The sequence below is a fragment of the Bradyrhizobium sp. CCBAU 45384 genome (genome assembly GCF_028128665.1).
GTDB classification, from domain to species: domain Bacteria; phylum Pseudomonadota; class Alphaproteobacteria; order Rhizobiales; family Xanthobacteraceae; genus Bradyrhizobium; species Bradyrhizobium manausense.
Window position 1 is genome coordinate 74,399 of record NZ_LBIZ01000108.1, and the last position, 20,759, is coordinate 95,157.

Annotated in this window: 20 protein-coding genes and 1 pseudogene; 12 read left to right on the plus strand and 9 right to left on the minus strand. The window is 64.8% G+C overall.

The window, feature by feature from the left end; translation table 11 throughout:
- Window positions 1-4 precede the first annotated feature (4 nt).
- Window positions 5-715 carry an SDR family NAD(P)-dependent oxidoreductase gene (locus tag XH80_RS18915; protein WP_271599854.1) on the minus strand — a complete coding sequence of 237 codons (711 nt, stop codon included), beginning with the start codon at window positions 713-715 and terminating at the stop codon, window positions 5-7.
- A gap of 203 nt (window positions 716-918) precedes the next feature.
- On the opposite strand from XH80_RS18915, the gene XH80_RS18920 reads away from it, so the two are divergent.
- From XH80_RS18920 to XH80_RS18935, 4 genes are all read left to right on the plus strand, one after another.
- A complete protein-coding gene (locus XH80_RS18920) occupies window positions 919-1,842 on the plus strand; it encodes a LysR family transcriptional regulator (RefSeq protein WP_271599855.1) in 924 nt (307 codons plus the stop codon).
- A gap of 153 nt (window positions 1,843-1,995) precedes the next feature.
- Entirely contained in the window at window positions 1,996-2,151 is a 156-nt protein-coding gene (locus XH80_RS18925; RefSeq protein ID WP_014493894.1) for a hypothetical protein, read from the plus strand.
- Window positions 2,152-2,292: 141 nt separating this feature from the next.
- On the plus strand, window positions 2,293-3,222 hold the full coding sequence (locus XH80_RS18930; RefSeq protein ID WP_271599856.1) for an aspartyl/asparaginyl beta-hydroxylase domain-containing protein: 930 nt from the start codon (window positions 2,293-2,295) through the stop codon (window positions 3,220-3,222).
- A gap of 6 nt (window positions 3,223-3,228) precedes the next feature.
- Window positions 3,229-3,687, plus strand: coding sequence for a YybH family protein (locus tag XH80_RS18935; protein ID WP_271599978.1), 459 nt, complete (start codon window positions 3,229-3,231; stop codon window positions 3,685-3,687).
- Window positions 3,688-3,750: 63 nt separating this feature from the next.
- Here XH80_RS18935 and XH80_RS18940 read toward each other — a convergent pair whose 3' ends face one another.
- From XH80_RS18940 to galE, 3 genes are all read right to left on the minus strand, one after another.
- Window positions 3,751-4,452: a fumarylacetoacetate hydrolase family protein gene (locus XH80_RS18940; protein WP_271599857.1), complete on the minus strand. Its 702-nt coding sequence runs from the start codon at window positions 4,450-4,452 to the stop codon at window positions 3,751-3,753.
- A 35-nt stretch (window positions 4,453-4,487) separates the two neighbouring features.
- Complete coding sequence (locus XH80_RS18945) at window positions 4,488-6,290, minus strand: ABC transporter ATP-binding protein (protein ID WP_271599858.1); 1,803 nt, start codon at window positions 6,288-6,290, stop codon at window positions 4,488-4,490.
- A 118-nt stretch (window positions 6,291-6,408) separates the two neighbouring features.
- A complete protein-coding gene (gene galE, locus XH80_RS18950) occupies window positions 6,409-7,422 on the minus strand; it encodes a UDP-glucose 4-epimerase GalE (RefSeq protein WP_271599859.1) in 1,014 nt (337 codons plus the stop codon).
- 125 nt (window positions 7,423-7,547) lie between these two features.
- Here galE and XH80_RS18955 point away from each other — a divergent pair, with 125 nt between their 5' ends.
- On the plus strand, window positions 7,548-8,585 hold the full coding sequence (locus XH80_RS18955) for a glycosyltransferase family 4 protein (protein ID WP_271599860.1): 1,038 nt from the start codon (window positions 7,548-7,550) through the stop codon (window positions 8,583-8,585).
- Window positions 8,586-8,807: 222 nt separating this feature from the next.
- On the opposite strand, the pseudogene XH80_RS18960 reads toward XH80_RS18955, so the two are convergent.
- The 3 genes and pseudogenes from XH80_RS18960 to waaF form a co-directional block, all read right to left on the minus strand.
- Window positions 8,808-9,115: pseudogene (locus tag XH80_RS18960) on the minus strand (hypothetical protein).
- A 3-nt stretch (window positions 9,116-9,118) separates the two neighbouring features.
- Complete coding sequence (locus XH80_RS18965; protein ID WP_271599861.1) at window positions 9,119-9,301, minus strand: hypothetical protein; 183 nt, start codon at window positions 9,299-9,301, stop codon at window positions 9,119-9,121.
- A 92-nt stretch (window positions 9,302-9,393) separates the two neighbouring features.
- Window positions 9,394-10,500, minus strand: coding sequence for a lipopolysaccharide heptosyltransferase II (waaF, locus tag XH80_RS18970; RefSeq protein WP_271599862.1), 1,107 nt, complete (start codon window positions 10,498-10,500; stop codon window positions 9,394-9,396).
- A gap of 173 nt (window positions 10,501-10,673) precedes the next feature.
- Here waaF and rfaD point away from each other — a divergent pair, with 173 nt between their 5' ends.
- The 7 genes from rfaD (at window position 10,674) to XH80_RS19005 (ending at window position 18,597) form a co-directional block, all read left to right on the plus strand.
- Window positions 10,674-11,654: an ADP-glyceromanno-heptose 6-epimerase gene (rfaD, locus tag XH80_RS18975; RefSeq protein ID WP_271599863.1), complete on the plus strand. Its 981-nt coding sequence runs from the start codon at window positions 10,674-10,676 to the stop codon at window positions 11,652-11,654.
- A 13-nt stretch (window positions 11,655-11,667) separates the two neighbouring features.
- Window positions 11,668-13,152 carry a D-glycero-beta-D-manno-heptose-7-phosphate kinase gene (gene rfaE1 / locus XH80_RS18980; protein WP_271599864.1) on the plus strand — a complete coding sequence of 495 codons (1,485 nt, stop codon included), beginning with the start codon at window positions 11,668-11,670 and terminating at the stop codon, window positions 13,150-13,152.
- Window positions 13,149-14,432: an O-antigen ligase family protein gene (locus tag XH80_RS18985; protein ID WP_271599865.1), complete on the plus strand. Its 1,284-nt coding sequence runs from the start codon at window positions 13,149-13,151 to the stop codon at window positions 14,430-14,432. Before rfaE1 ends, XH80_RS18985 begins: the two co-directional genes overlap by 4 nt.
- Window positions 14,433-14,516: 84 nt before the next feature.
- A complete protein-coding gene (locus XH80_RS18990) occupies window positions 14,517-16,430 on the plus strand; it encodes an SDR family NAD(P)-dependent oxidoreductase (RefSeq protein ID WP_271599866.1) in 1,914 nt (637 codons plus the stop codon).
- A gap of 2 nt (window positions 16,431-16,432) precedes the next feature.
- A complete protein-coding gene (locus XH80_RS18995) occupies window positions 16,433-17,653 on the plus strand; it encodes a glycosyltransferase family 4 protein (RefSeq protein WP_271599867.1) in 1,221 nt (406 codons plus the stop codon).
- A 22-nt stretch (window positions 17,654-17,675) separates the two neighbouring features.
- On the plus strand, window positions 17,676-17,798 hold the full coding sequence (locus tag XH80_RS19000) for an NAD-dependent epimerase/dehydratase family protein (RefSeq protein WP_271599979.1): 123 nt from the start codon (window positions 17,676-17,678) through the stop codon (window positions 17,796-17,798).
- 34 nt (window positions 17,799-17,832) lie between these two features.
- Window positions 17,833-18,597, plus strand: a complete 765-nt coding sequence (locus XH80_RS19005; protein ID WP_271599980.1) for an NAD-dependent epimerase/dehydratase family protein — start codon at window positions 17,833-17,835, stop codon at window positions 18,595-18,597.
- Here XH80_RS19005 and XH80_RS19010 read toward each other — a convergent pair.
- Together XH80_RS19010 and XH80_RS19015 are read right to left on the minus strand one after the other, a co-directional pair.
- The gene (locus XH80_RS19010) at window positions 18,585-19,574 is read right to left on the minus strand and encodes an MraY family glycosyltransferase (protein WP_271599981.1); all 990 of its coding nucleotides are present in this window, start codon (window positions 19,572-19,574) and stop codon (window positions 18,585-18,587) included. The genes XH80_RS19005 and XH80_RS19010 overlap by 13 nt on opposite strands.
- An 11-nt stretch (window positions 19,575-19,585) precedes the next feature.
- Window positions 19,586-20,545 carry a lysylphosphatidylglycerol synthase transmembrane domain-containing protein gene (locus XH80_RS19015; protein WP_057749774.1) on the minus strand — a complete coding sequence of 320 codons (960 nt, stop codon included), beginning with the start codon at window positions 20,543-20,545 and terminating at the stop codon, window positions 19,586-19,588.
- Window positions 20,546-20,759 lie beyond the last annotated feature (214 nt).

Sequence of the window (20,759 nt, forward strand, 5' to 3'; positions counted from 1 at the left end):
GGGCTCAATGGCCGGCGATCTGGCCGCCGTCGACATGCAGGATCTCGCCGGTGACGAAGGACGCACCCTCCAGATAGAGCACGGCATCAACGATGTCGGACATCTCGCCCATGTGGCCGACCGGGTGCATCGCGCCGTATTGGGCGTGCGTCGAAATCGGGTGCATCGGCGACTTGATGATCCCCGGCGCCACCGCGTTCACACGGATGCCGCGCCTGGCGTATTCGATCGCGAGCGACCTGGTCGCGGCGTTCAGCCCCCCCTTGCTGAGCGAGGCCAGCACTGAGGGCACGTTCGAATTGGCATGATCGACGAGCGTGGTTGTGATTTGGACGACATGGCCCGATCCCTGCTTCTCCATCTCGGCGATCGCAAGCTGTGTGATGTTGAAGAAGCCGGCGACGTTGGTGCCCATCACGGCCGCGTAGTCCTCGGCCGTGTATTGCGTGAAGGGCTTGGCGACGAAGATGCCGGCGTTGTTGACAAGCGTGTCGACGCGCCCGAAGCGCGCGAGGGCCTGCGCAACGACGCGCTCGGCCGTCTTGCGGTCGGCGATGTCGCCGGCGACGGCGAGGATATCGTCGTCGCCTGACGGCTTGATCGACCTCGCCGTGGCGACCACGCGATAATTGCGATCGCGAAAACCCTGGACCAGGGCGGCGCCGATGCCCTGCGATGCACCGGTGATGATGGCAACCTTCTGCTCGATACCCATGACGGGCTCCTGTTGTTGATCCGTGCCAGCACTGGCTGGCTTGCCCGTCGAGGTACGCCGCCTCGGCCCGGCTGCGAATACGCGCTGTCCGGCAGACACTCTTTCGCGGCGCGTACGAATGCCGCGCCGGCGCCTCGCGGCAGTTGTCGGGGTTGGGGCAAACGCCTAGCTTGCCGGGGATTTCAGGAGGACCGCGGGAAAGCATGGATCGTCTGGATGCAATGAAGGTGTTCGTCCTTGCGGTGGATGAGGGCAGCCTTGCCGCCGCGGGGCGAAAGCTCGGTCGTTCGCCGGCGGCGGTCAGCCGCGCCATCGCCTTTCTGGAAGAGCGGGTCGGAGCCGAGCTGCTGCATCGGACCACGCGATCAATCAAGCTGAGCGAGGAGGGCGAGCGCTATGTCGCGGTCTGCCGCCGCGTGCTGGTCGAGCTGGAAGAAGCCGACGACATCGCAGCTGGCCCGCGCACCGCGCCGCGCGGCCTGCTGACGATCACCGCTCCGGTGGTTTCAGGCGAGATGGTGCTGCGACCGATCCTGGATGCGTTTCTGGACGCCTATCCGACCGTGTCGGCGAAGCTCCTGCTGTTCGACCGCGCGGTCAATCTCATCGACGAAGGCGTGGATGTCGCGCTTCGGATCGGTCCGCTCGCGGACTCGGCGATGGTGGCGACGCGGATCGGCGAGGTCCGCCGTGTCGTCGTGGCAGCTCCGCGCTATCTCATGCAACATCCGCGGATCGAAGAACCCGGCGACCTTACCAAGCATCAGATCGTGGCGATGGCCCATCTTCCCAATTCATGGACCTTCAAGCCCCTGAAAAACTCGTCAGCAGCCCGCACGGTCCGGTTCACTCCGCGTCTCACCGTCAGCAGCACCTATGCCGCCGTGGCTTCCGCCGTCGCCGGGCGCGGCGTGGCGCGGATGTACTCCTATCAGGTCGCCGAGCAGGTCGCGCGCGGCGAGCTTGAGATCGTGCTTGCTGGCGACGAGGACCCCGAGATGCCGGTTCACCTGATCTGTCCGCAGGGTCGCCTCTCGGTGCCGAAGGTGCGGGCTTTCACCGACTTCGCAGTCCCCCGGCTCAGGAAGCAGTTTGCACTGCTCAAGAAGAGTCTCGGTGCGCGCTAGAGATCGCGGCCACGCCGCGACTGCCAATGCGTTGTTTTGCGTATACGGCCGCCCGGCTGAATCGGCGATGGTTCCCGAACGGTTAACGCCGATTTAACGGATGGGTCCTAGCCTGTCTCGGCCGGGGTTACTCGCAAGGCCGAGGTGAGCCCAATGGAAGCCCAGAAGATCGCGGTCGACGCCGTTGTGGCGCTGACCGATTGTGACCGCGACGCCGTCATTGCATTCATCCGCCGGCTCTATCTTGCCGGCGTCACCGATCCCAAGCGCCTGACTTTCAAAGGTCTGCAGGCGCTGTCCCGGGCGTGATTCGGCTCGTTTCGGTCCGTTTTCGCCCCGGTTTCATCCCGAACCTCTCCCGAGCGTGACCGCAACCCCCGGTGAGTATCTTGCCGCTGGGGGCCCCGCGGGTTACACGACACCCCGGCTGGGTCACTCGGGATTGGGGAAATGCTGAAACAGCTTTTTGCGCCGCAACTTGTCATTCTGTACGTGCTTGTGGCATCGACGATTTACGTTCACTTCCGCGGCAAACAGCGGCTGCGCTTTGCGCGCCAGCTCGGCGATCACTCGACCTATCTCGCGCCCTACAATGTGCTGATGTATGCGGGCTCGGCGGTGCCGAACAATCCGGTGATCTCGGTCGAGCAGTTTCCGGAGCTGAAGCCGCTCAGCGAGAACTGGGAGACCATCCGCGACGAGGCGGTGCGCCTGTTCGACGAGGGCTTCATCCGCGCCGCTGCCAAGAACAATGACTGGGGCTTCTATTCGTTCTTCAAGAGCGGTTGGAAGCGGTTTTACCTGAAATGGTACGACGACTTCCTGCCTTCGGCGAACGCGCTGTGTCCGAAGACGGTGGAGCTGCTTAAGTCGATCCCGAGCGTGCACGGTGCGATGTTCGCGATGCTGCCGCCGGGCGGCAAGCTCGGTGCCCACCGCGATCCCTTCGCGGGCTCGCTCCGCTACCATCTCGGCCTCGTCACGCCGAACTCGAACAAGTGCCGTATCCTCGTCGATGGCGTCGAATGTGTCTGGCGTGACGGCGAAGCCTTCATGTTCGACGAAACCTTCATCCATAGCGCCGAGAATGCGACCGACGTCAATCGCATCATCCTGTTCTGCGACGTCGAGCGCCCGATGAAGTACGGCTTCATGACCGCGATCAACCGCTGGGTCAGCCATCACATCGTCAAGGCGTCGGCGACCCAGAACGTCGATGGCGAGCATGTCGGCGCGCTCAACAAGGTGTTCGGCAAGCTCTACGAGATCCATCTCGGCAGCCGCAAGGTCAAGGAGTGGAACCGGAACGTCTACTACACGCTGAAATATTCGCTGACAGCGTTGGTGCTCGGACTCATCGTGTTTTCGGCGTTGCGTTGAATGGCCGTGGAGCCCTTGCCGACGGCGAGCGCCGATGTCGTGGAGTTCTTCCAGGGCTGGCTGGAAACATTCGCCGGCTATGTCCGCGAGGTCGACTACGCCTCGGCGCGGCCGCTCTTTCATCCTGACGTGCTTGCCTTCGGCACGCACAACGATGTCATCCCGGGCCTCGACCAATGGGTCACGACGCAATGGAATAACGTCTGGCCCAGGACGACCGGCTTCCGTTTCGTTCTCGATCAGACCGCTATACTGGCGTCACGCGATGGCGAGATGGTGACCGTGATCGCGCCATGGACGAGCACGGGCTATCATCCCGATGGCAGCGCGTTTGTGCGGCCGGGCCGAGCCACCATGGTGTTTTCAAAGAATGGCGATGGGTGGCTGTGCGTACATTCGCACATGTCGCTCAATCGCGGTGTGCCGCAGGCAAGCCACGCCAATCGGCCGGTGAAGGCCTGGTAGACGTCGAAACAGAAAAGGCCCCGGACTGGTCCGGGGCCTTTTTGATTTCGGGCTATTGGAGGCTTACTCCGGCTGGCCGATCGAGACCTTCAGCGTGCCGACGCCGTCGACGCCGCATTCGAGCTTGTCGCCGGGCTGGAGCTGCGACACGCCGGCCGGCGTGCCCGTCATGATGATGTCGCCGGCGGCGAGCTTCACCTGCTGCGAGAGCTGCCAGATGATCTCCGGCACGTTCCAGATCAGCTCGGTGAGGTCGCCCTTCTGCGCTTCCTTGCCATTGACGGTGAGCCAGATCTTGCCCTTGGAGGGATGGCCGATCTTCGACGCCGGCTGCACCGCGGAGCAGGGCGCCGAACCATCGAACGACTTTCCGATCTCCCACGGGCGCTCCTTCTTGCGCGAGGCGATCTGGAGATCGCGGCGCGTCAGGTCGATGCCGACGGCGTAGCCGTAGACATGGTCGAGCGCCTTGTCGGCGGCGATGTTCAGTCCGCCGCTCTTCATCGCGACCACGAGCTCGACCTCGTGATGCAGATCCTTGGTCAGCGGCGGATAGGGGATGGTGGCGCCATCGGGCACCAGCATGTCGGCGTGTTTGGCGAAGAAGAACGGCGGCGCGCGCTCGTCATTGCCCATCTCACGGATGTGTTCGAGATAGTTGCGGCCGACGCACCAGATGCGACGCACCGGATAACGGCCGCTCTCGCCGACTACGGGAAGCGAAGCCTGGGGCGGAAGCGGGATCACGTAGGAGGCGGCGTTCATGAGGCGGTCTCGCTGCTCTTGAGGTGGAGGGAACTCTAGGCGGTGGCGCTGATCGGCGCCAGAGCGCCGGCGTCGTGATGTTGCAGGCGGAAGAACGAGGCGTAGCGCCCGGAGCGGCGCAGCAACTCGTCATGCCGGCCTTGCTCGACGATCTCGCCGCCCTCGACCACCAGGATGCTGTCTGCGTGCATGATGGTGTGCAGGCGATGCGCGATTACGATGGTGGTGCGGTTCTGACAAAGATGCTCGATCGCCTCCTGCACCTGGCGCTCGGACTCGGAATCCAGCGCGGCGGTTGCTTCATCGAGCAGAATGATCGGCGCATTCTTAATCAGCGCGCGCGCCACCGCAATGCGCTGGCGTTGGCCGCCGGAGAGCTGGGTGCCGTGCTCGCCGACCGGCGTATCATAGCCGAGCGGGAAGCTCGTGATGAAATCATGCGCGCAAGCGGCTTTCGCGGCCTCGATGATCTCGTCCTCGCTTGCGCCCGGCTTGCCGAAGGCGATGTTGTTGCGGATGGTGTCGCGGAACAGATAGACATCCTGGCCGACATAGGCGGTCTGGGCCCGCAGCGATTTGCGCGAGACCGCGCCGATCGACTGGCCGTCGATCAAGATGTCGCCTTGCGTTACCTCGTAGAAGCGCAGGAGCAGCGCCAGCACGGTCGACTTGCCGCCGCCGGACGGCCCGACCAGCGCGGTGACCTTGCCGGGCTCGGCCGTGAAGCTCATGCGGTTGAGCACGGTCTCGCCCGAGCGATAGGAGAAGCTGACGTCGCGCAGCTCGATCCGCGCGTCGGTGAGCTTCAGCGCCGGCTTGTCGTCGTCGGAATGCTCGCTCGCCGGGCTGTCGACGACCTCGAGCAACATGCGCGCGCCGACGAGCTGGCTGTTGAGGTCGATGTTCAGCCGCGCCAGCCGCTTGGCCGGCTCGGTCGCCATCAGGAACGCGGTCATGAACGAGAAGAACGCGCCTGGCGTGGCGTTGAGCGCGACCACGCTGTAGCCGCCGTACAGCAGGCAGCCGGCGACGGCGAAGCCACCGAGCATCTCCATCAGCGGATTGGAGCGGTTGGCGACGCGGGCCATCTTGTTGGCGTTGCGCTCGACGATCGCGATGTTCTCGTCGATGCGCTTCTGCATCGCGTCTTCGAGCGTAAACGCCTTGACGGTGCGGATGCCTTGCAGCGACTCCTGCATCGTCTCCATGATGTCGGCGGTGCCGGTGAACTGGTTGAAGGCGAGGCCCTTGATGCGCTTGACCAGCTTGCGCAGCACCAGCATCGCCGGCGGCACCGCGACGAGGCCGATCAACGACATCAGCGGGTCCTGCCATACCATCACGCCGATCATGGCGAGCAGCATCAAGAGGTCGCGCCCGATGGCGTTGACCAGCATGTTGAGCACGTCGGTAATCGATTTGGCGCCGGCCGTGAGCCGCGCCAGGAATTCGGACGAATGCCGTTCGGAGAAGAAGCCGATGCTCTCGCGCATCAGCTTTGCGAACAGCTGGCGCTGGTTGGTGGCGAGGATGGCATTGCTGATCTTGGTCAGGATCACCATGTGGCCGTAGGTCGCCACGCCCTTGATGAACAGCAGGATCACCGTGATGGCGGAGAACATCGCGATGCCCGGGATGTTCTTGTCGACATAGGCCTGGTTGATGACCTGTCCGAGCACATAGGTCGCGCCTGCGGTCGCACCCGCGGCAGCCGCCATCAGCGTGAAGGCAACGAGGTAGCGCCGCCAGTAGACGACCCCCTGTTCCATGACCAGGCGGCGAATGAGGACCATCGCCGCATAGGGATCGTCGGTGATTTTCTTTGGAAACTGGGCCATCCGGTGTCCATTGACGGCGCTGGGAAAAGCCTGCCTGCGCGTCAGGGATCGAATGGCCTCTGTGCCCGCTAAAGCTCCGCTTTTCAAGCCCAATTAAGGGCTTGCACAGGATGTGATTTTAGGCCGAGACGGCGTGGCGGAGCTCGCCGTGGCGCTCCCGGAACAGCTTGTCCTCCCAGGCCAGCGCGTGGGCCGCGATGGTCTCGAGGTCTTCGTATTGCGGCCTCCAGTCGAGCAGGCCGCGGATACGGCCGGTGTCGGCGACCATAGTCATGATATCGCCGGGCCGGCGCGGGGCGTATTGCACGGCGAAGCTGCGGCCCGACACCCGGCGCACGGCGTCGATGGTCTCCAGCACCGAATAGCCGCGGCCATAGCCGCAATTCAGCGTCGTCGAGGCGCCCCCGTTGCGCAAATAGGCCAGCGCAGAGTGATGCGCCTGCGACAGGTCGGTGACGTGGATGAAGTCGCGAATGCAGCTGCCGTCCGGGGTCGGATAGTCGGTGCCGAACACGTCGATCTTGGCGCGCTGGCCGGTCGCGGCCTCGACCGCGATCTTGAGCAGATGCGTGGCGCCGACGGTGGCAAGGCCAATGCGCGCCTTCGGATCGGCGCCGGCGACGTTGAAATAGCGCAAGGTCACGTACTGCATGCCGTAGGCGGCGGCGACGTCGTGCAGCATGATCTCGGTCATCAGCTTCGACGAGCCGTAAGGCGACAGCGGCCGCGTCGGCGCGTGCTCGGGCACGGGCACCTGATCCGGATTGCCGTAGACGGCGGCCGTCGAGGAGAAGATGAACCGACTGATGCCGCGCTTGACTGCGACGTTGAGCAGATTGCGCGTGGTGGTGAAGTTGTTGCGGTAGTAGCCGAGCGGATCGCGCATCGAATCCGGCACGACCACCGAGCCGGCGAAATGAATGATGCTCTCGATGTCGTGCTGGGCGATCACGCCCTCGAGCAAATTCTCATCGCCCGCATCGCCGATGAACAGCGGCACGCCCTCGGGCAGATAGGCGGAGAAACCGGTGGAGAGATCGTCGATCACGACGACGTCCTCGCCGGCTTCCGCCAGCGCCAGAACCGTGTGACTTCCGATATAGCCGGCACCGCCGGTGACTAGCACAGTCATGATCTCACCCGTCCTCGATCAGCGCGCCAAGTTAACGTTTGCGCGGTGAAGAGGGGGTTTCGGCAGCCCTGAACTGGTCACTATGCTTAATGTTGCGTATAGGGGACCCACCAACGGAGCGTGACGTGGCGAATTCCCCTGACGATCTCGACGTGATCGTGCCAAATCTGCACAGGCGCTATTCCGGGGTCACCGCGACCAACCGGATGGTGGCGCCGCTTCTGGCAAAGCTCTATCGCGCTGGCTGGTTCGGCTCGGACGCGCCGGAGGGGATTGCGCGGCTCGCCGTCGGTGATGTCCTGAAACTGTGGCGCCGCAAGCGGCCTGTGATCTGGCACGCGCGGCGTAACAACGAGATGATCGCAGGCGTTGCGCTGCGCGCACTGGGCTGGCCGCTCAAGCTGGTCTTCACCTCGGCGGGGCAGCGCCATCACACCTGGATCACGCGCTGGCTGATCCGCCGGATGGACGCGATCATCGCGACATCAGACATCTCCGCCTCGTTTCTGAAGGTGCCATCGACGGTGATCCCGCACGGCGTCGACACCGACGTCTACACGCCTCCGGTCGATCGCGCCGCGGCGTTCGCGGAAAGCGGCTTGCCGGGCCGTTACGCCATCGGCTGCTTCGGCCGCGTGCGGGCGCAGAAGGGCACCGACGTGTTCGTCGATGCGATGTGCCGGCTGCTGCCGCGCTATCCTGACTTCACGGCAGTGATCGTCGGTCAGGTCACGGCCGAGCAGACACCGTTTGCCAATGATCTGAAGCAGCGCATCGAGGCGGCAAACCTGCCATCGCGCATCGTCATGACGGGCGAGCTGCCGATCGACGAGGTGCAGCGCTGGTACCAGCGGCTGACGATCTACGCCTTCACCTCGCGCAATGAAGGCTTTGGCCTGACGCTGATCGAGGCGATGGCCGCAGGCAGCGCGCTGGTTGCCGCGCGCGCAGGAGCCGCGACGCTGGTGGTTGAAGATGGCGTGAGCGGTGTGCTGATCCCGACCGGTGATGCGGAGGCGCTGGCGGCCGCGCTCGAGCCGCTGATGCGGGATGTGGCGCTGGCAACCGCGATGGGCGAGCGCGGGCGGGCACGGGTTCTCGAGAAGTTCAGCCTCGGTGCGGAAGCGGCCCGGATCGGCGAGGTCTATCGGCCGCTGCTCTGAGCTGGTTTCCGAAACGCGAAAACAACCTCATGCACAGTAGCCGGTGCCAGCCAAATCAACGGCTTGCCGGGCGCGCTTGGTCATTAATACGGATTTTACGAATTTTGCTTGAGGCGTCGGGCAAAACAGGTGTAGATTGGCATCATCCCAAACTCCCCAACGACATTTCGCGGAGGTGCCGGCGGTCACTGAATTTCGGCGAACCCAATGGTCGCACCTTGATCAAGCCGTCGTCTCGCGGCTCGACTTCTTGCGGGCCTTCTGACGCAGGAAGCTGACCTCGAGCTCGTCGCCGTTGACGCGGTCGAGCTGGCAGCGCCGATAGGCAAGTCCGGTCGAGGAGAGCAGAAGGAAAAACTCGGTCAGCGCCAGACCCTCAATCGACGTCTCGACGCGAGCGTGGCGTCGCCCTCCGAGACGTCCTTGACCAGGCAGGGCCGACGCCAGGTGCCGTCGATCGCCATCATCTGCGCCGGCAGCGGCCGCTCGAACGAAACACGCTGGTTCTCGCGCTCCTTCTCCTTGGGCATTGGCTAGCGCTTCACCTGCGGCTGCGAATGTCCACCTGCGAGTCTTGGCGCGGCATGGGGCGCCGAGTGAAGCCTGCGCTCATAGGTGTCAGCAAGATCGAGCAGGCGTTTTCTGGTGAACGGGTCCGCTTTCGTCGCGAGTTCGCGGATGTCTTGAGCGCGCCCCTTGATGAAGTCTTCGTCCATCGGCTGTATCCCCCGGAAAGCGAGAGGATGCCTAGCCTTCCCGAAGGTGTAAGCAACATATGTTAGGTCAAGCGCCCTGCACGTGGGGCCACTCAGGTCGTCGCGCGCGCTGCAGCCTCTCCCAGCACCTGCTGCGAAATCGCCACCACCTCTTCGGCCGCAATATCCCGCATGCAGCGGTGGTCGTTCATCTTGCAGACCGTGCTCTGGCAGGGCTGGCACGACAGGACGCTCTTGTTCTGAACCACGGTGGCGGCAAGACCGTTGAGGGGCGCCCAGAGATAGGGGCTGGTCGGGCCAAAAATGCCCATGGTGGGCGTGCCCAGCGCGGCCGCGATATGCATCAGGCCGGAATCGTTGGAGATGGCGACGCCGGCCGCGGCCATGGCGAGGACGCCGTTGCGTAAGTCGTTGCCGGTGAGGTCCCGCACCCCCGGGCCGCCAGCGGTCCCCGGGCCGCCAGCGGTCCCTGGGCCGCCGGCCGCGACGATCTCCTGGGCGAGGCCCCTTTCCGCGGGGCCGCCGACCACCCAGACCTCTAGCCCGCGCTCGACCAGCAGGCGGGCGGCCTCGGGATATCCGGTCCAACGCTTGGAGACCCCGACCGAGCCGGGGGCGAGCGCCACGGCCGCGCCGGCGCTGAGGCCGTTGGCCTGGCGCCAGCGGGCGATCTCCTCAGGCGGAACCCGCAATTGCGGCACCGGCCATTCCGGCGGCAGCGGCGCGCCGTCGGGCTGGGCCAGGGCGGCATTCTCATCGATGAAGCGGGGGAGCTTTCGTTCACCCCAGCGCCACCGGTTGATCAATCCGAACCTGAACTCGCCGACCCAGCCGACCCGCTCGGGGATGCCGGCCAAGGTCGGTGCAATGGCGGCCTTCCAGGTGCGGGGCAGCACCAGGGCCGTGCCGTAGTTCCGCTCGCGCAGAAGCTTGGCGAGGCCAAACTGGCGGCGTAGCGCCAGGCGGCTGCGGGGCAGGTCCCAGACGATTCCGGCACGCACACCGGGCATGTAGTCGACCAGGGGGGCGCAAAGGGTGGTGGTCAGAAGATCGACCGGCCGGTTCGGCCATCGCTCCTTCAGGACCCGGACCACGGTATGATTCCGGACGAAATCGCCGATCCACATGTAGGGGACGATCAGAATCGGGCGCGTGTCGTCCCGTTCCTCATTCCCCCCAAGGTGTGAATCAATATTCATTAGTCAATTGGACCGCAAATGCTCCAGACGGCGGTTCGGTTAGCCGCTCCGGGCCGACAGGTAAAGCCGGCAAAAGCGCGAGTCCAAAAGTGTCGGCCCAAAATGCTTACACTTTGGCGGATGATGCGCTACGGCAGGTATCGGGCCGCACAAGATCGGGCAGGGTGGTTGGAATGTTGCTGGTGACCGGCGGGGCCGGTTTTATCGGATCGAATGTCGTGGCTGCGCTGAACGATTCCGGCCGCAGCGACGTCGTGGTCTGCGATCTCCTCGGCAGCGACGGCAAGTGGCGCAACCTCGCCAAGCGGCAGCTTGTGGACATCGTGCCGCCGGCCGAGCTCGCTGACTGGCTGAAGGGCCGCAAGCTGGATGCCGTGATCCATCTCGGGGCGATTTCCGAGACCACCGCGACCGACGGCGATCTCGTGATCGAGACCAATTTCCGCTTCTCGATGCGTCTGTTGGACTGGTGCACGGCGGGTGCTGTGCCGCTGATCTACGCGTCATCGGCCGCGACCTATGGCGATGGTGCGGAAGGTTTTGACGACGATGGCTCGCCGGCTGCGCTGAAAAAGCTGCGGCCGATGAATCTCTACGGCTGGAGCAAGCATCTGTTCGATCTCGCGGTCGCCGAGCGCATCGCGCGCGGCGAGGGGTTGCCGCCGCAATGGGCCGGCCTGAAATTCTTCAACGTGTTCGGCCCCAACGAATACCACAAGGGCGCGATGATGAGCGTGCTGGCGCGCCGTTTCGACGACGTCAAGGCGGGCCGCGTGGTGCAGCTGTTCAAGTCGCATCGCGACGGCATCGCCGACGGCGACCAGCGGCGCGATTTCATCTATGTCGACGACGTCGTGCGCGTCATCCTGTGGCTGCTGGCGACGCCCTCAGTGTCGGGCCTCTTCAATGTCGGCACCGGCAAGGCGCGCAGCTTCCGGGAGCTGATGTTAGCTGCCTATGCCGCGCTCGGCGCCAGGCCCAACATCGAATACATCGACATGCCCGAGCAGATTCGCGGCAGCTACCAGTACTTCACCGAGAGCAAGGTCGATCGTCTCCACCGTGCCGGTTATAACGGCGGCTTCACGACGCTCGAGGACGCGGTGAAAGCCTATGTCGGGGATTTTCTCGAACGGCCCGACCGTTTCCGCTGAGGCTTTGTTGATCATGGCGACGCCTATTCTCGATTTCGATGCCCTCGCGCAAGCCATCGCCGGCCGCACGGTGCTCTGCATCGGCGACATCATGCTGGACGAGTTCGTCTATGGCGAGGTGTCGCGGATCTCGCCGGAAGCGCCGACACCCGTCATCGCGGCCCAGCGCAGCGAGATCCATATTGGCGGCGCAGGCAACGTCGCGCGCAACATCGCTTCGCTCGGTGCGAGCTGTATCTTCGTCGGCCTTGTCGGCGAGGACGAGGCCGGCAGGCAGCTCGCCTCCGCGCTGGCAGACCATGCCGGGATCGAAAGTGCGCTGGTGTGCGACCCGTCACGGCCGACCACCCGGAAAGTCCGCTTCGTCTCCGAGCATTTTTCCACGCATATGCTGCGCGCGGATTGGGAACAGGCGCAAGCCGCCTCCGATGAGGTCGAGGCCAGGCTGAGCGAAGCGATCCTGCCGCAGATCGCGCGCGCCGATATCGTGCTGCTGTCCGACTATGCCAAGGGCGTGCTGACCGCGCGTGTGATCCGCCATACGATTGATGCCGCACGAAAAGCCGGCAAGCCCGTAATCGTCGATCCCAAGAGCCTGAACTGGGCGATCTATCGCGGCGCGACGCTGCTCACGCCCAACCGCAAGGAATTCGCGGAAGCCACCCGCAGCCGCGCCGACACGCCGCAGAGCATTGTCGACGCCTCAGAGGACGTGATGCGGCTGGCCGATTGCGAGGCCATTCTGGTGACGCAAGGCGAACACGGCATGACGCTGGTGCCGCGTCATGGCGGGGCGATCCATGTTCCAGCTTTCCCGGTGAAAGTGCGCGACGTCTCCGGCGCCGGCGACACCGTCGCCGCCGCGCTCGCGGTCTCGATCGCGGCAGGCGCGGATTGGGACACGGCGCTGCGCATGGCGAGTGCCGCGGCCGCGGTCGCCGTCGGCAAGCAGGGCACCGCCAGCGTCAGCGCCGCCGAACTGCGCCGGAAGATCCTGCCGCACGCGACACTGGCGGCCGAGGAGAAGGTCGTTAGCGCGCCAGGTCAGCTCGAGGCCCAGCTCGCCGAATGGAAGCGTGAGGGGCTGCGGATCGGCTTCACCAATGGCTGCTTCGACATCCTGCATCCCGGTCACGTCAAGGTGCTGACCGCGGCGCGCGCCGCCTGCGACCGTCTCATCGTCGGGCTGAACAGCGACGCCTCAGTGCGGCGGCTGAAGGGCGCGGATCGCCCGGTCCAGGACGAGCTGGCGCGCGCGGAGGTGCTGGCCGCGTTAGAGGCGGTCGATCTTGTCGTCATCTTCGAGGACGACACGCCGATCGACCTGATCAGGCGGATTACGCCGAGCGTGCTGGTGAAGGGCGGTGACTACACCCGCGAGCAGGTGGTCGGTCACGAGGTGGTCGAGGCCGCCGGGGGAACTGTCGTGCTGGTCGACATCCTCAAGGGATTCAGCACGACTGCGCTGGTCCATCGGGCGCGCGGAGGCGCCTCGTGACGGCGCTTGCAGGCGAGACGACCGCCCAGATGCTGTGGCGGCGTTTCCGCAGTCCGGTCGCCTGGAGCGAGGCCGTCGACCTGTTTGCGATCCTGACGGTAGCCTCGCTGCCGTGGTCGACCTCGCTCACGGCAATCTTCAACGCCACGTTCCTGGTCTGCATTGTGCCGTTCCTCGACATCAGGGCATTCCTGCAATCGCTGACGCGTCCGATCTGTGCGGCGCCGATCGCGCTGTTTCTGCTCGCGCTGGTGGGAACATTGTGGTCGGACGCGGCCTGGGGCGCGCGCCTCTATGCGCTCAGTCCCACCGTCAAGCTGCTGGTGCTGCCCGTTCTGCTCTACCATTTCGAGCGATCGTCGCGCGGAAGCTGGATCTTCATCGCCTTCCTGGTGTCCTGCGCGCTGCTCTCGGTGATGTCCTGGCTGGTCGCTGTCTATCCCAATCTGACGCTCAAGCCGGACCAGTTCGAGCGCGGCATCTTCGTCAAGAACTACATTGACCAGAGCCAGGAGTTTACGCTCTGCGCGGTCGCGCTGGCCTATCCGACCGCCCTGCTGCTTCGCGAGAAGCGGTATTGGCTTGCCGGGTTGCTGGCGGCGCTGGCACTGAGCTTCTTCGTCAACATGGCTTTCGTGGTGGTGTCGCGCACCGCGCTCGTCACCGTTCCGATCATGTTCGGCGTGTTCGCGCTGCTGCATTTGAGATGGCGCAGTATTGCGATGATCTCAGTCGCACTGATTGCAGGCGCTGCGATCGCCTGGCAGGGCTCGCCGCAATTGCGCAAGACCGCCGACACTTTCGTCAGCGAGTATCAACTCTACAGCCAGAGGAACATTCCGACATCGATGGGCGAACGCCTCGAGTACTGGCGCCACGCCATTCAATTCTTCAAGCAGGCGCCGCTTGCCGGGCATGGTACCGGCTCCTCGCAGGGACTGTTCGAACGGGTCGCCGCAGATCCCTCATGGATACCGGGCGTCAGGGTGTTTCCAAATCCGCATAACCAGACGCTGCATGTCGCCATCCAGTGGGGCATCATCGGCATCGTCATCCTCTACGCAATCTGGATCTCACATCTCCTGCTGTTTCGCGGCGACGGGATTGCCAATTGGATAGGCCTTCTGGTCGTGGTGCAGAATGTTTTCACGTCCCTGTTCAACTCCCATCTGTTCGACTTCCACGAGGGCTGGATGTACGTCATCGGTGTCGGGGTTGCCGGCGGCATGGTGATCCGGGCACAACAGGCCGGGGCGAAGGTTGGGGGAGCTGGTTCCTGAACGGCCGCGCGGCTGGCAAGTCTTGTCGAGATGGGTTATCAGCGCGGTCAGGTTGAACCTAACGGGATATTCATCGGTCGGCGGATGACGCGTCTTTCGCATCTCACTTTGCGCAATTTTCTGATTGCGCTCCATGACCTGCTGGCGACGACGGCGGCGCTGTTCGCGGCTTTCTATCTGCGTTTTGAGGGTGGCGACGGCTTCTTCGACCGTTTGCCGCTGCTGTTCCAGATCCTGCCCTATTTCCTGGCCTTCAGCGTGGTCGTGCTCTTCGTCTTCAATCTGACCACGACGAAATGGCGCTTTATCTCGCTGCCTGACGCGCTGAACATCATCCGCGTCGCGAGCGTGCTGACGGTTGCGCTGCTGGTGCTCGATTATATCTTCGTTGCCCCCAACGTTCGCGGCGCCTTCTTCCTCGGCAAGGTGACGATCGTCCTCTACTGGTTTCTCGAGATCACCTCCCTCAGCGCGCTGCGCATGGCTTACCGCTACTTCCGCTACACGCGGGTGCGGCGTCACGCCCGCGCGGGGGACGCCGCGCCGACGCTGCTGATCGGCCGCGCTGCGGATGCCGAAGTCCTGTTGCGCGGCATCGAGAGCGGGGCGATCAAGCGGATCTGGCCGGTCGGTGTGCTGTCGCCGTCGAGCTCGGATCGTGGCCAGCTCATTCGCAACCTGCCGGTGCTGGGCGGCATCGACGATATCGAGGACGTCATCGCCGACTTCGCCAAGCGCAACAAGCCGATCGCGCGCCTCATCATGACGCCGTCGGCGTTCGAGCCGGAGGCACGTCCAGAATCGATCCTGATGCGGGCACGCAAGCTAGGCGTGATCGTTAACCGCATGCCCTCGCTCGAAAGCGGCGACACGCCGCGGCTGACTGCCGTCGCGGTCGAGGACCTACTGTTGCGGCCGAGCGAGAAGATCGACTATGCGCGCCTCGAAGCCCTGATCAGAGGCAAGGCGGTGATCGTCACCGGCGGCGGCGGTTCGATCGGCTCCGAGATCTGCGAGCGCGTCGTCGCCTTCGGCGCCGCACGCCTCCTGATCCTGGAGAATTCCGAGCCGGCGCTCTATGCGGTCACCGAGACGCTCGCCGCGCACGACGCGGCCGCCGCGATCGAGGGGCGGATCGCCGACATCCGCGACCGCGAGCGCGTGATGCGCCTGATGGCCGAGTTCAAGCCGGATATCGTATTCCACGCCGCGGCGCTCAAGCACGTTCCGATCCTCGAACGCGACTGGAGCGAAGGCGTCAAGACCAACATCTTCGGCTCGATTAACGTCGCCGACGCGGCTCTCGCCGCCGGCGCCGAAGCCATGGTGATGATCTCGACCGACAAGGCGATCGAGCCGGTGTCGATGCTGGGCCTCACCAAACGTTTCGCCGAGATGTACTGCCAGGCGCTGGATCACGACCTCGCCGCCAGCGCGCGCGAGGCCAGGCCGCCGATGCGGCTGATCTCGGTGCGGTTCGGCAACGTGCTGGCCTCGAACGGCTCGGTGGTGCCGAAGTTCAAGGCCCAGATCGAGGCCGGCGGGCCGGTGACCGTCACGCATCCCGACATGGTCCGCTACTTCATGACCATCCGCGAGGCCTGCGATCTCGTGATCACCGCGGCCACGCATGCGCTCGGAACTCAGCGTGGCGAGGTCTCCGTCTACGTGCTCAACATGGGCCAGCCGGTGAAGATCGTCGATCTCGCAGAGCGCATGATCCGCTTGTCCGGACTGCAGCCCGGCTACGACATCGAGATCGTGTTCACTGGCATGCGCCCCGGCGAGCGCCTGCACGAGATCCTGTTCGCTTCGGAGGAGCCGACCCGCGAGATCGGCGTCGCCGGAATCATGGCCGCGCAGCCGAACGAACCGCCGATGCAGACGCTGCGCAAATGGATCGCGGCGCTGGAGCAGGCGATCGCACGCGACGATCGCGCCACCATCAGGACCATTCTCAAGGACGCCGTCCCCGAGTTCGGGTCGACTGCGGCCTGATCATGCAGCCTCAAAGCAAGATCGTCGTCGCAAGCCAGCACTATCCGCCGGATCCGAGCACGACCGCGGCGATCATGGCCGAGATCGCCTGCCGCCTCGCGCATGACCACGAAGTCGTCGTGCTGTCAGGCTCGCCCGGGGCGCTGCCGGCCTCGCAAACCGGTCCGGGTAAGCCCCGCGTCGTCGCCGTCAAGAATCAGATTGCGGGAAAGGCGGCGCTGGTCCGGCGCGGCGCCTCCGAGCTGCTGTTCGTGCTGCGCATCTTCGTCGCGCTGTTGCGGCAATTGCGGCGAGGTGACGTCGTGCTCACGGTCACCGCGCCGTTCATGCTGCCTTACGCGGTGGTGGCGGCGGCTTGGCTCAAGGGCGCGTGCTCGGTGCTGATCATGCACGATCTGTTTCCCGACGTGCTGGTGATGGCCGGTCTTTTGAAGCCGCGCTCGATCATGGCGGGTGTGATGCGCGCCGCCAACAGCCTAATGTTTCGCGCCCTCAATGCCGTTGTGACCATCGGACGCGATGCGGAAGCGCCGCTGCTCAGCTATTCCGGCATAACGCGCAACAAGATCCGCTTCATCCCGAACTGGGCGACGCTCGCGCCCGCGCTGCGGCCGGTGACATCGGACAATCCGTTTCGCAAGGCAATTCCGGCGCGTTTCATCGTCGGCCTCTCGGGCAATCTCGGCTTCACCCATGATCCGGAGATTGTATTCGAAGCGGCGCGGCTTTTGAAGGACGAGACGGACATTCACTTCCTGCTGTCCGGCTGGGGCATCGGCTTCGAACGACTCAAGCAGTTGCAGGCGACGGCGAACCTCGCCAATGTTTCTTTTGTCGGGCGCGTCGAGGATTCCGAACTCGAAGCGTTTCTCGCCTCCGCCGATCTCTGGATCATTCCATACCGGAAGAATGTTGCGGGCGTGTCGGTGCCGAGCCGTTTCTATAATCTGCTGGCGGTCGGCCGCCCGGTCGTGCTGGTGTCCGAGCCCGAGGCCGAGGCGGCCCTGACGGTGGTGGAGAACGGGCTCGGCTGGGTCGTGACACCGGGCCGTGCCGATCAGCTCACAGACGCGATCCGGGCAGCGTCGCGCTCGAATGACGGCGCCATGGCGGCGCGGGCCGTGAAGGCCGCAGCGAGATTCGATCGCGGCGTTGCGATGAACGCCTATGCCGGTGTGATCGACGACTTGTTGCGCAACCCTGTTCTTTCTGAGAAACAATGAGCGCGCGCGGAAACGGATTGTACTGGTCACGGGGGCGAGCGGATTCGTCGGCCGTCACGTCGCGCCCGTGCTCAGGCGCGAGGGATCGTCGGTTCGCCGTGCGGCTCCGCGGGCCGATGGGCATGGACGACAAGGTCGTGATTAAATCGATCGGTCCCGATACCGATTGGACACAGGTGATGGACGGCATCGACTCCGTCGTCCATTGCGGCGCGCGTGCATCACAAGGACGAGGAGCATGCCGTCCGGCTCTACCGCGACGTCAACATTACGGGCACGCTGCACCTGGCGCGTTCCGCGGCCAAGGCGGGCGTGCGCTAATTCATCTTCGTCAGCACTGTGCTCGTCCATGGCCGCAGCAACGAGGGCCGGGCTCCGTTCAGCGAGGACGAAATCCCGACCCCGCGCGGCCTTACGGCATGTCCAAGGCCGCGGCTGAGGCAGGCCTGAAGACGCCGGCGCGCGAGTGCGACCTGAAGATCTCGGTGATCAGGCCGCCGCTGGTCTATGGCGCGGGTGCCAAGGGCAATTTTGCGCTGCTGACGCGCGCGGTGAACCTTGGATTACCGCTGCCCTTTGCCGCGATCCGCAACCACCGCGCCTTCCTAGCGGTGCAGAACCTCTCGTCCTTCATCCTGCGCCGGCTCGGCAATTCCGACTCGGCAAGCAATTTCGAGGTCTTCCTGGCGGCCGACGAGGAGCAGGTCTCGACGCCGGTATTCATTGAGCGTCTGGCCAACGCGTTCGGCAAGAGCCCGCGTCTGTTCGGAATGTCGTCGAAATTGTTGAGCTCGCTGCTCGTCGTGCTCGGCCGTCAGGACACACATGACAGCTTGATCGGCTCGCTCGAACTCGATATTTCCAAGGCAATTGCGACCGGCTGGCAGCCGGATGTGTCGCTCGACGAGGGCCTGCGGCTGGCGCTGACAGCTCAGGATGACTGAGGGCGGGAGAACCGCCGCAGCTCGAAGCTGACCGTGAGCGCGCCCGCCAACAGCGCCAGCAGCGTGACCATTGCCGAGCCTGAGCGAACGGTGAGGACGGCGAGCGCCGCGAGCACGAGATTGACCAGGAACACCTCACCGATGATCCGGAGGACGGTGAAGCCGTTGTCGGTGGCACGCTGGTAGAAATGCGAGCGGTGCGCCGACCAGAACTGCTCGCGTCTTGCGATGCGCCGGAACAGCGTGATGGTGGAATCCGCAAGGTAATAGGCCGGCAGCAGCAGCGCCGCCGCGATTTGTCCGCTCCAGGCGAGCTCAAGCAGGCACCAGCCGAGCAGAAGGCCGATCGGCAGGCTGCCGACATCGCCCAGAAACACTCTTGCAACCGGCTTGTTGAACGGTGCAAAGCCGAGCATGGCGCCGCACAGCGCGGTGGCGATCAGCACCGCCGGCCAGGACAATTCACCAAGCATGCCAAGCAGCAGCAGCGCCGCGCTGACCGGCACCACCTCCGCCACCGTCATCAGGTCGAGCCCGTCCATGAAGTTGACGAGGTTCACGAACCAGACACCACCGAGCACAAGCACGCAACGCTCCAGCGCCAGCGGCAGGGCCGGCACGATGCGCGCGGTCTCGGGCGCGGCGAACACGACTGCGCCGACGCAGGCGGCTTGCAGCGCGAGCCGCACCAGCACCGGCAGCGACACGATGTCGTCGGCGAACCCGACGATTGCGATCACGACCGTTGCAATGACGAGCGCCAGCGGGATCGCAACGTTGGCCCAGGCGGCCCACGGCAATGCGACCAGCAGCGTCGCGGCGATGACCGCGATGCCCGCGCCTTGCGGGGTCGGAATTCGATGCGAGGAGCGCGCGTTCGGCCGCGCCAACGCATAGCGCTGGAGCAGCGGACGGCTGATCCAGGTGATCAGCGCCGACATCAGCGCGGCGATCGCGACGGCAAGCAGCGCGGGCATCGCGGCCAGGCTCACTCCGGCACTCCGATCGGCGCCGAGCCCTGCGCGGCCTTCTCCGCGCTGAGGATCCAGACGAGGCCACCGACCGCGCCGACGGTGAACGAGACCGCGCCGAACAGCAGCGAGACGTTGACGCCCTCATTGGCGGCGAGCCCGGCAAAGCCGAAGGCGAGCCCCATGGTCGCCTCGCGCACACCCCAGCCGGCGATCGAGATCGGCATCAAGGTGATTAGCATGACCGGCGGCACCAGCAGGAAGACCTGGCCGAAGCTGACTGGCGCGGCGATCGACTGCACCACGCACCAGGCGATGACGGCGGCGAGCGCGTGGATGACGAAGGACAGGATGGCGATGGGAAGTCCGTGCCTGCGGCTGAAGATCACGCGATTGGCGATCACGGCACAGGCGTGGAGGTGATGGGTCGCCCACCAGGTCTTCAGCCAGCGCCATTTCAGCGCGCCGAAGACCAGGAAGCCGAGGCCGCCGGCGAGGGCCGCAAGATCGATCAGCAGCAGCGCCGAACGCCCGTTCGGATCGGTGATGAGCTGGAAGCTCCAGGGCAGGCTCGCGCCGATGAGAATCGCGAGCGCAATCAGGCCAATCGCGCGATCGACGAAGATCGAATAGGTCGCCGCACGCCATCCGGCGCCGGCGCGCGCGACCAGCCACAGCCGGACCGCGTCGCCGCCGATCGCGGAGGGCAGGGTCTGGTTGAAGAAGGAGCCGATCACGTTGTAGCGCATGGCGCGGGTGAGCTCGAGCGGCGCGCCGCATGCGGCGCTGACATCGCGCCAGCGCAACACGCCGATGAAGATCTGCAGGAATGTCACCGCAATCGCCAGGCCGAACCAGAGCAGGCTGGATACGGTGAAGCGCGAGACCAGCTCGGTCAGATCGACCTTGCGCAATGCCAGATAGAGCAGGGCCGCGGAGATCAGGATTTTGGCCGTCGACAGCAGGATTCGGCGCATCTCGTCCGCATGAACTGGGTTGGCGAAGGTTGAGGTTACCCGACGCCAGGCGTCGAATTCGGCCGCTTTGGTATGGTTTTGGCGCCGATCTTGCAATAGCCCTCTTGAAGCTCTCTTGAAGCCCTCTTGAGTTCTCTTGCAATGGCTCTTAAGCCCTTGTGGGGGCTCTTTACTGTTAAAATGGCCGGCTATTGCGGCCCCCTCGGGACGCCGT

What these genes read in the sequence shown, in the direction of transcription:
- XH80_RS18915 (WP_271599854.1), bottom strand. Translation starts at nt 715, where the DNA reads ATGGGTATCGAGCAGAAGGTTGCCATCATCACCGGTGCATCGCAGGGC.
- XH80_RS18920 (WP_271599855.1), top strand. Translation starts at nt 919, where the DNA reads ATGGATCGTCTGGATGCAATGAAGGTGTTCGTCCTTGCGGTGGATGAG.
- XH80_RS18925 (WP_014493894.1), top strand. Translation starts at nt 1,996, where the DNA reads ATGGAAGCCCAGAAGATCGCGGTCGACGCCGTTGTGGCGCTGACCGAT.
- XH80_RS18930 (WP_271599856.1), top strand. Translation starts at nt 2,293, where the DNA reads ATGCTGAAACAGCTTTTTGCGCCGCAACTTGTCATTCTGTACGTGCTT.
- XH80_RS18940 (WP_271599857.1), bottom strand. Translation starts at nt 4,452, where the DNA reads ATGAACGCCGCCTCCTACGTGATCCCGCTTCCGCCCCAGGCTTCGCTT.
- XH80_RS18945 (WP_271599858.1), bottom strand. Translation starts at nt 6,290, where the DNA reads ATGGCCCAGTTTCCAAAGAAAATCACCGACGATCCCTATGCGGCGATG.
- galE (WP_271599859.1), bottom strand. Translation starts at nt 7,422, where the DNA reads ATGACTGTGCTAGTCACCGGCGGTGCCGGCTATATCGGAAGTCACACG.
- XH80_RS18965 (WP_271599861.1), bottom strand. Translation starts at nt 9,301, where the DNA reads ATGGACGAAGACTTCATCAAGGGGCGCGCTCAAGACATCCGCGAACTC.
- waaF (WP_271599862.1), bottom strand. Translation starts at nt 10,500, where the DNA reads ATGAATATTGATTCACACCTTGGGGGGAATGAGGAACGGGACGACACG.
- rfaD (WP_271599863.1), top strand. Translation starts at nt 10,674, where the DNA reads ATGTTGCTGGTGACCGGCGGGGCCGGTTTTATCGGATCGAATGTCGTG.
- rfaE1 (WP_271599864.1), top strand. Translation starts at nt 11,668, where the DNA reads ATGGCGACGCCTATTCTCGATTTCGATGCCCTCGCGCAAGCCATCGCC.
- XH80_RS18990 (WP_271599866.1), top strand. Translation starts at nt 14,517, where the DNA reads ATGACGCGTCTTTCGCATCTCACTTTGCGCAATTTTCTGATTGCGCTC.
- XH80_RS18995 (WP_271599867.1), top strand. Translation starts at nt 16,433, where the DNA reads ATGCAGCCTCAAAGCAAGATCGTCGTCGCAAGCCAGCACTATCCGCCG.
- XH80_RS19005 (WP_271599980.1), top strand. Translation starts at nt 17,833, where the DNA reads ATGGACGGCATCGACTCCGTCGTCCATTGCGGCGCGCGTGCATCACAA.
- XH80_RS19010 (WP_271599981.1), bottom strand. Translation starts at nt 19,574, where the DNA reads ATGCCCGCGCTGCTTGCCGTCGCGATCGCCGCGCTGATGTCGGCGCTG.
- XH80_RS19015 (WP_057749774.1), bottom strand. Translation starts at nt 20,545, where the DNA reads ATGCGCCGAATCCTGCTGTCGACGGCCAAAATCCTGATCTCCGCGGCC.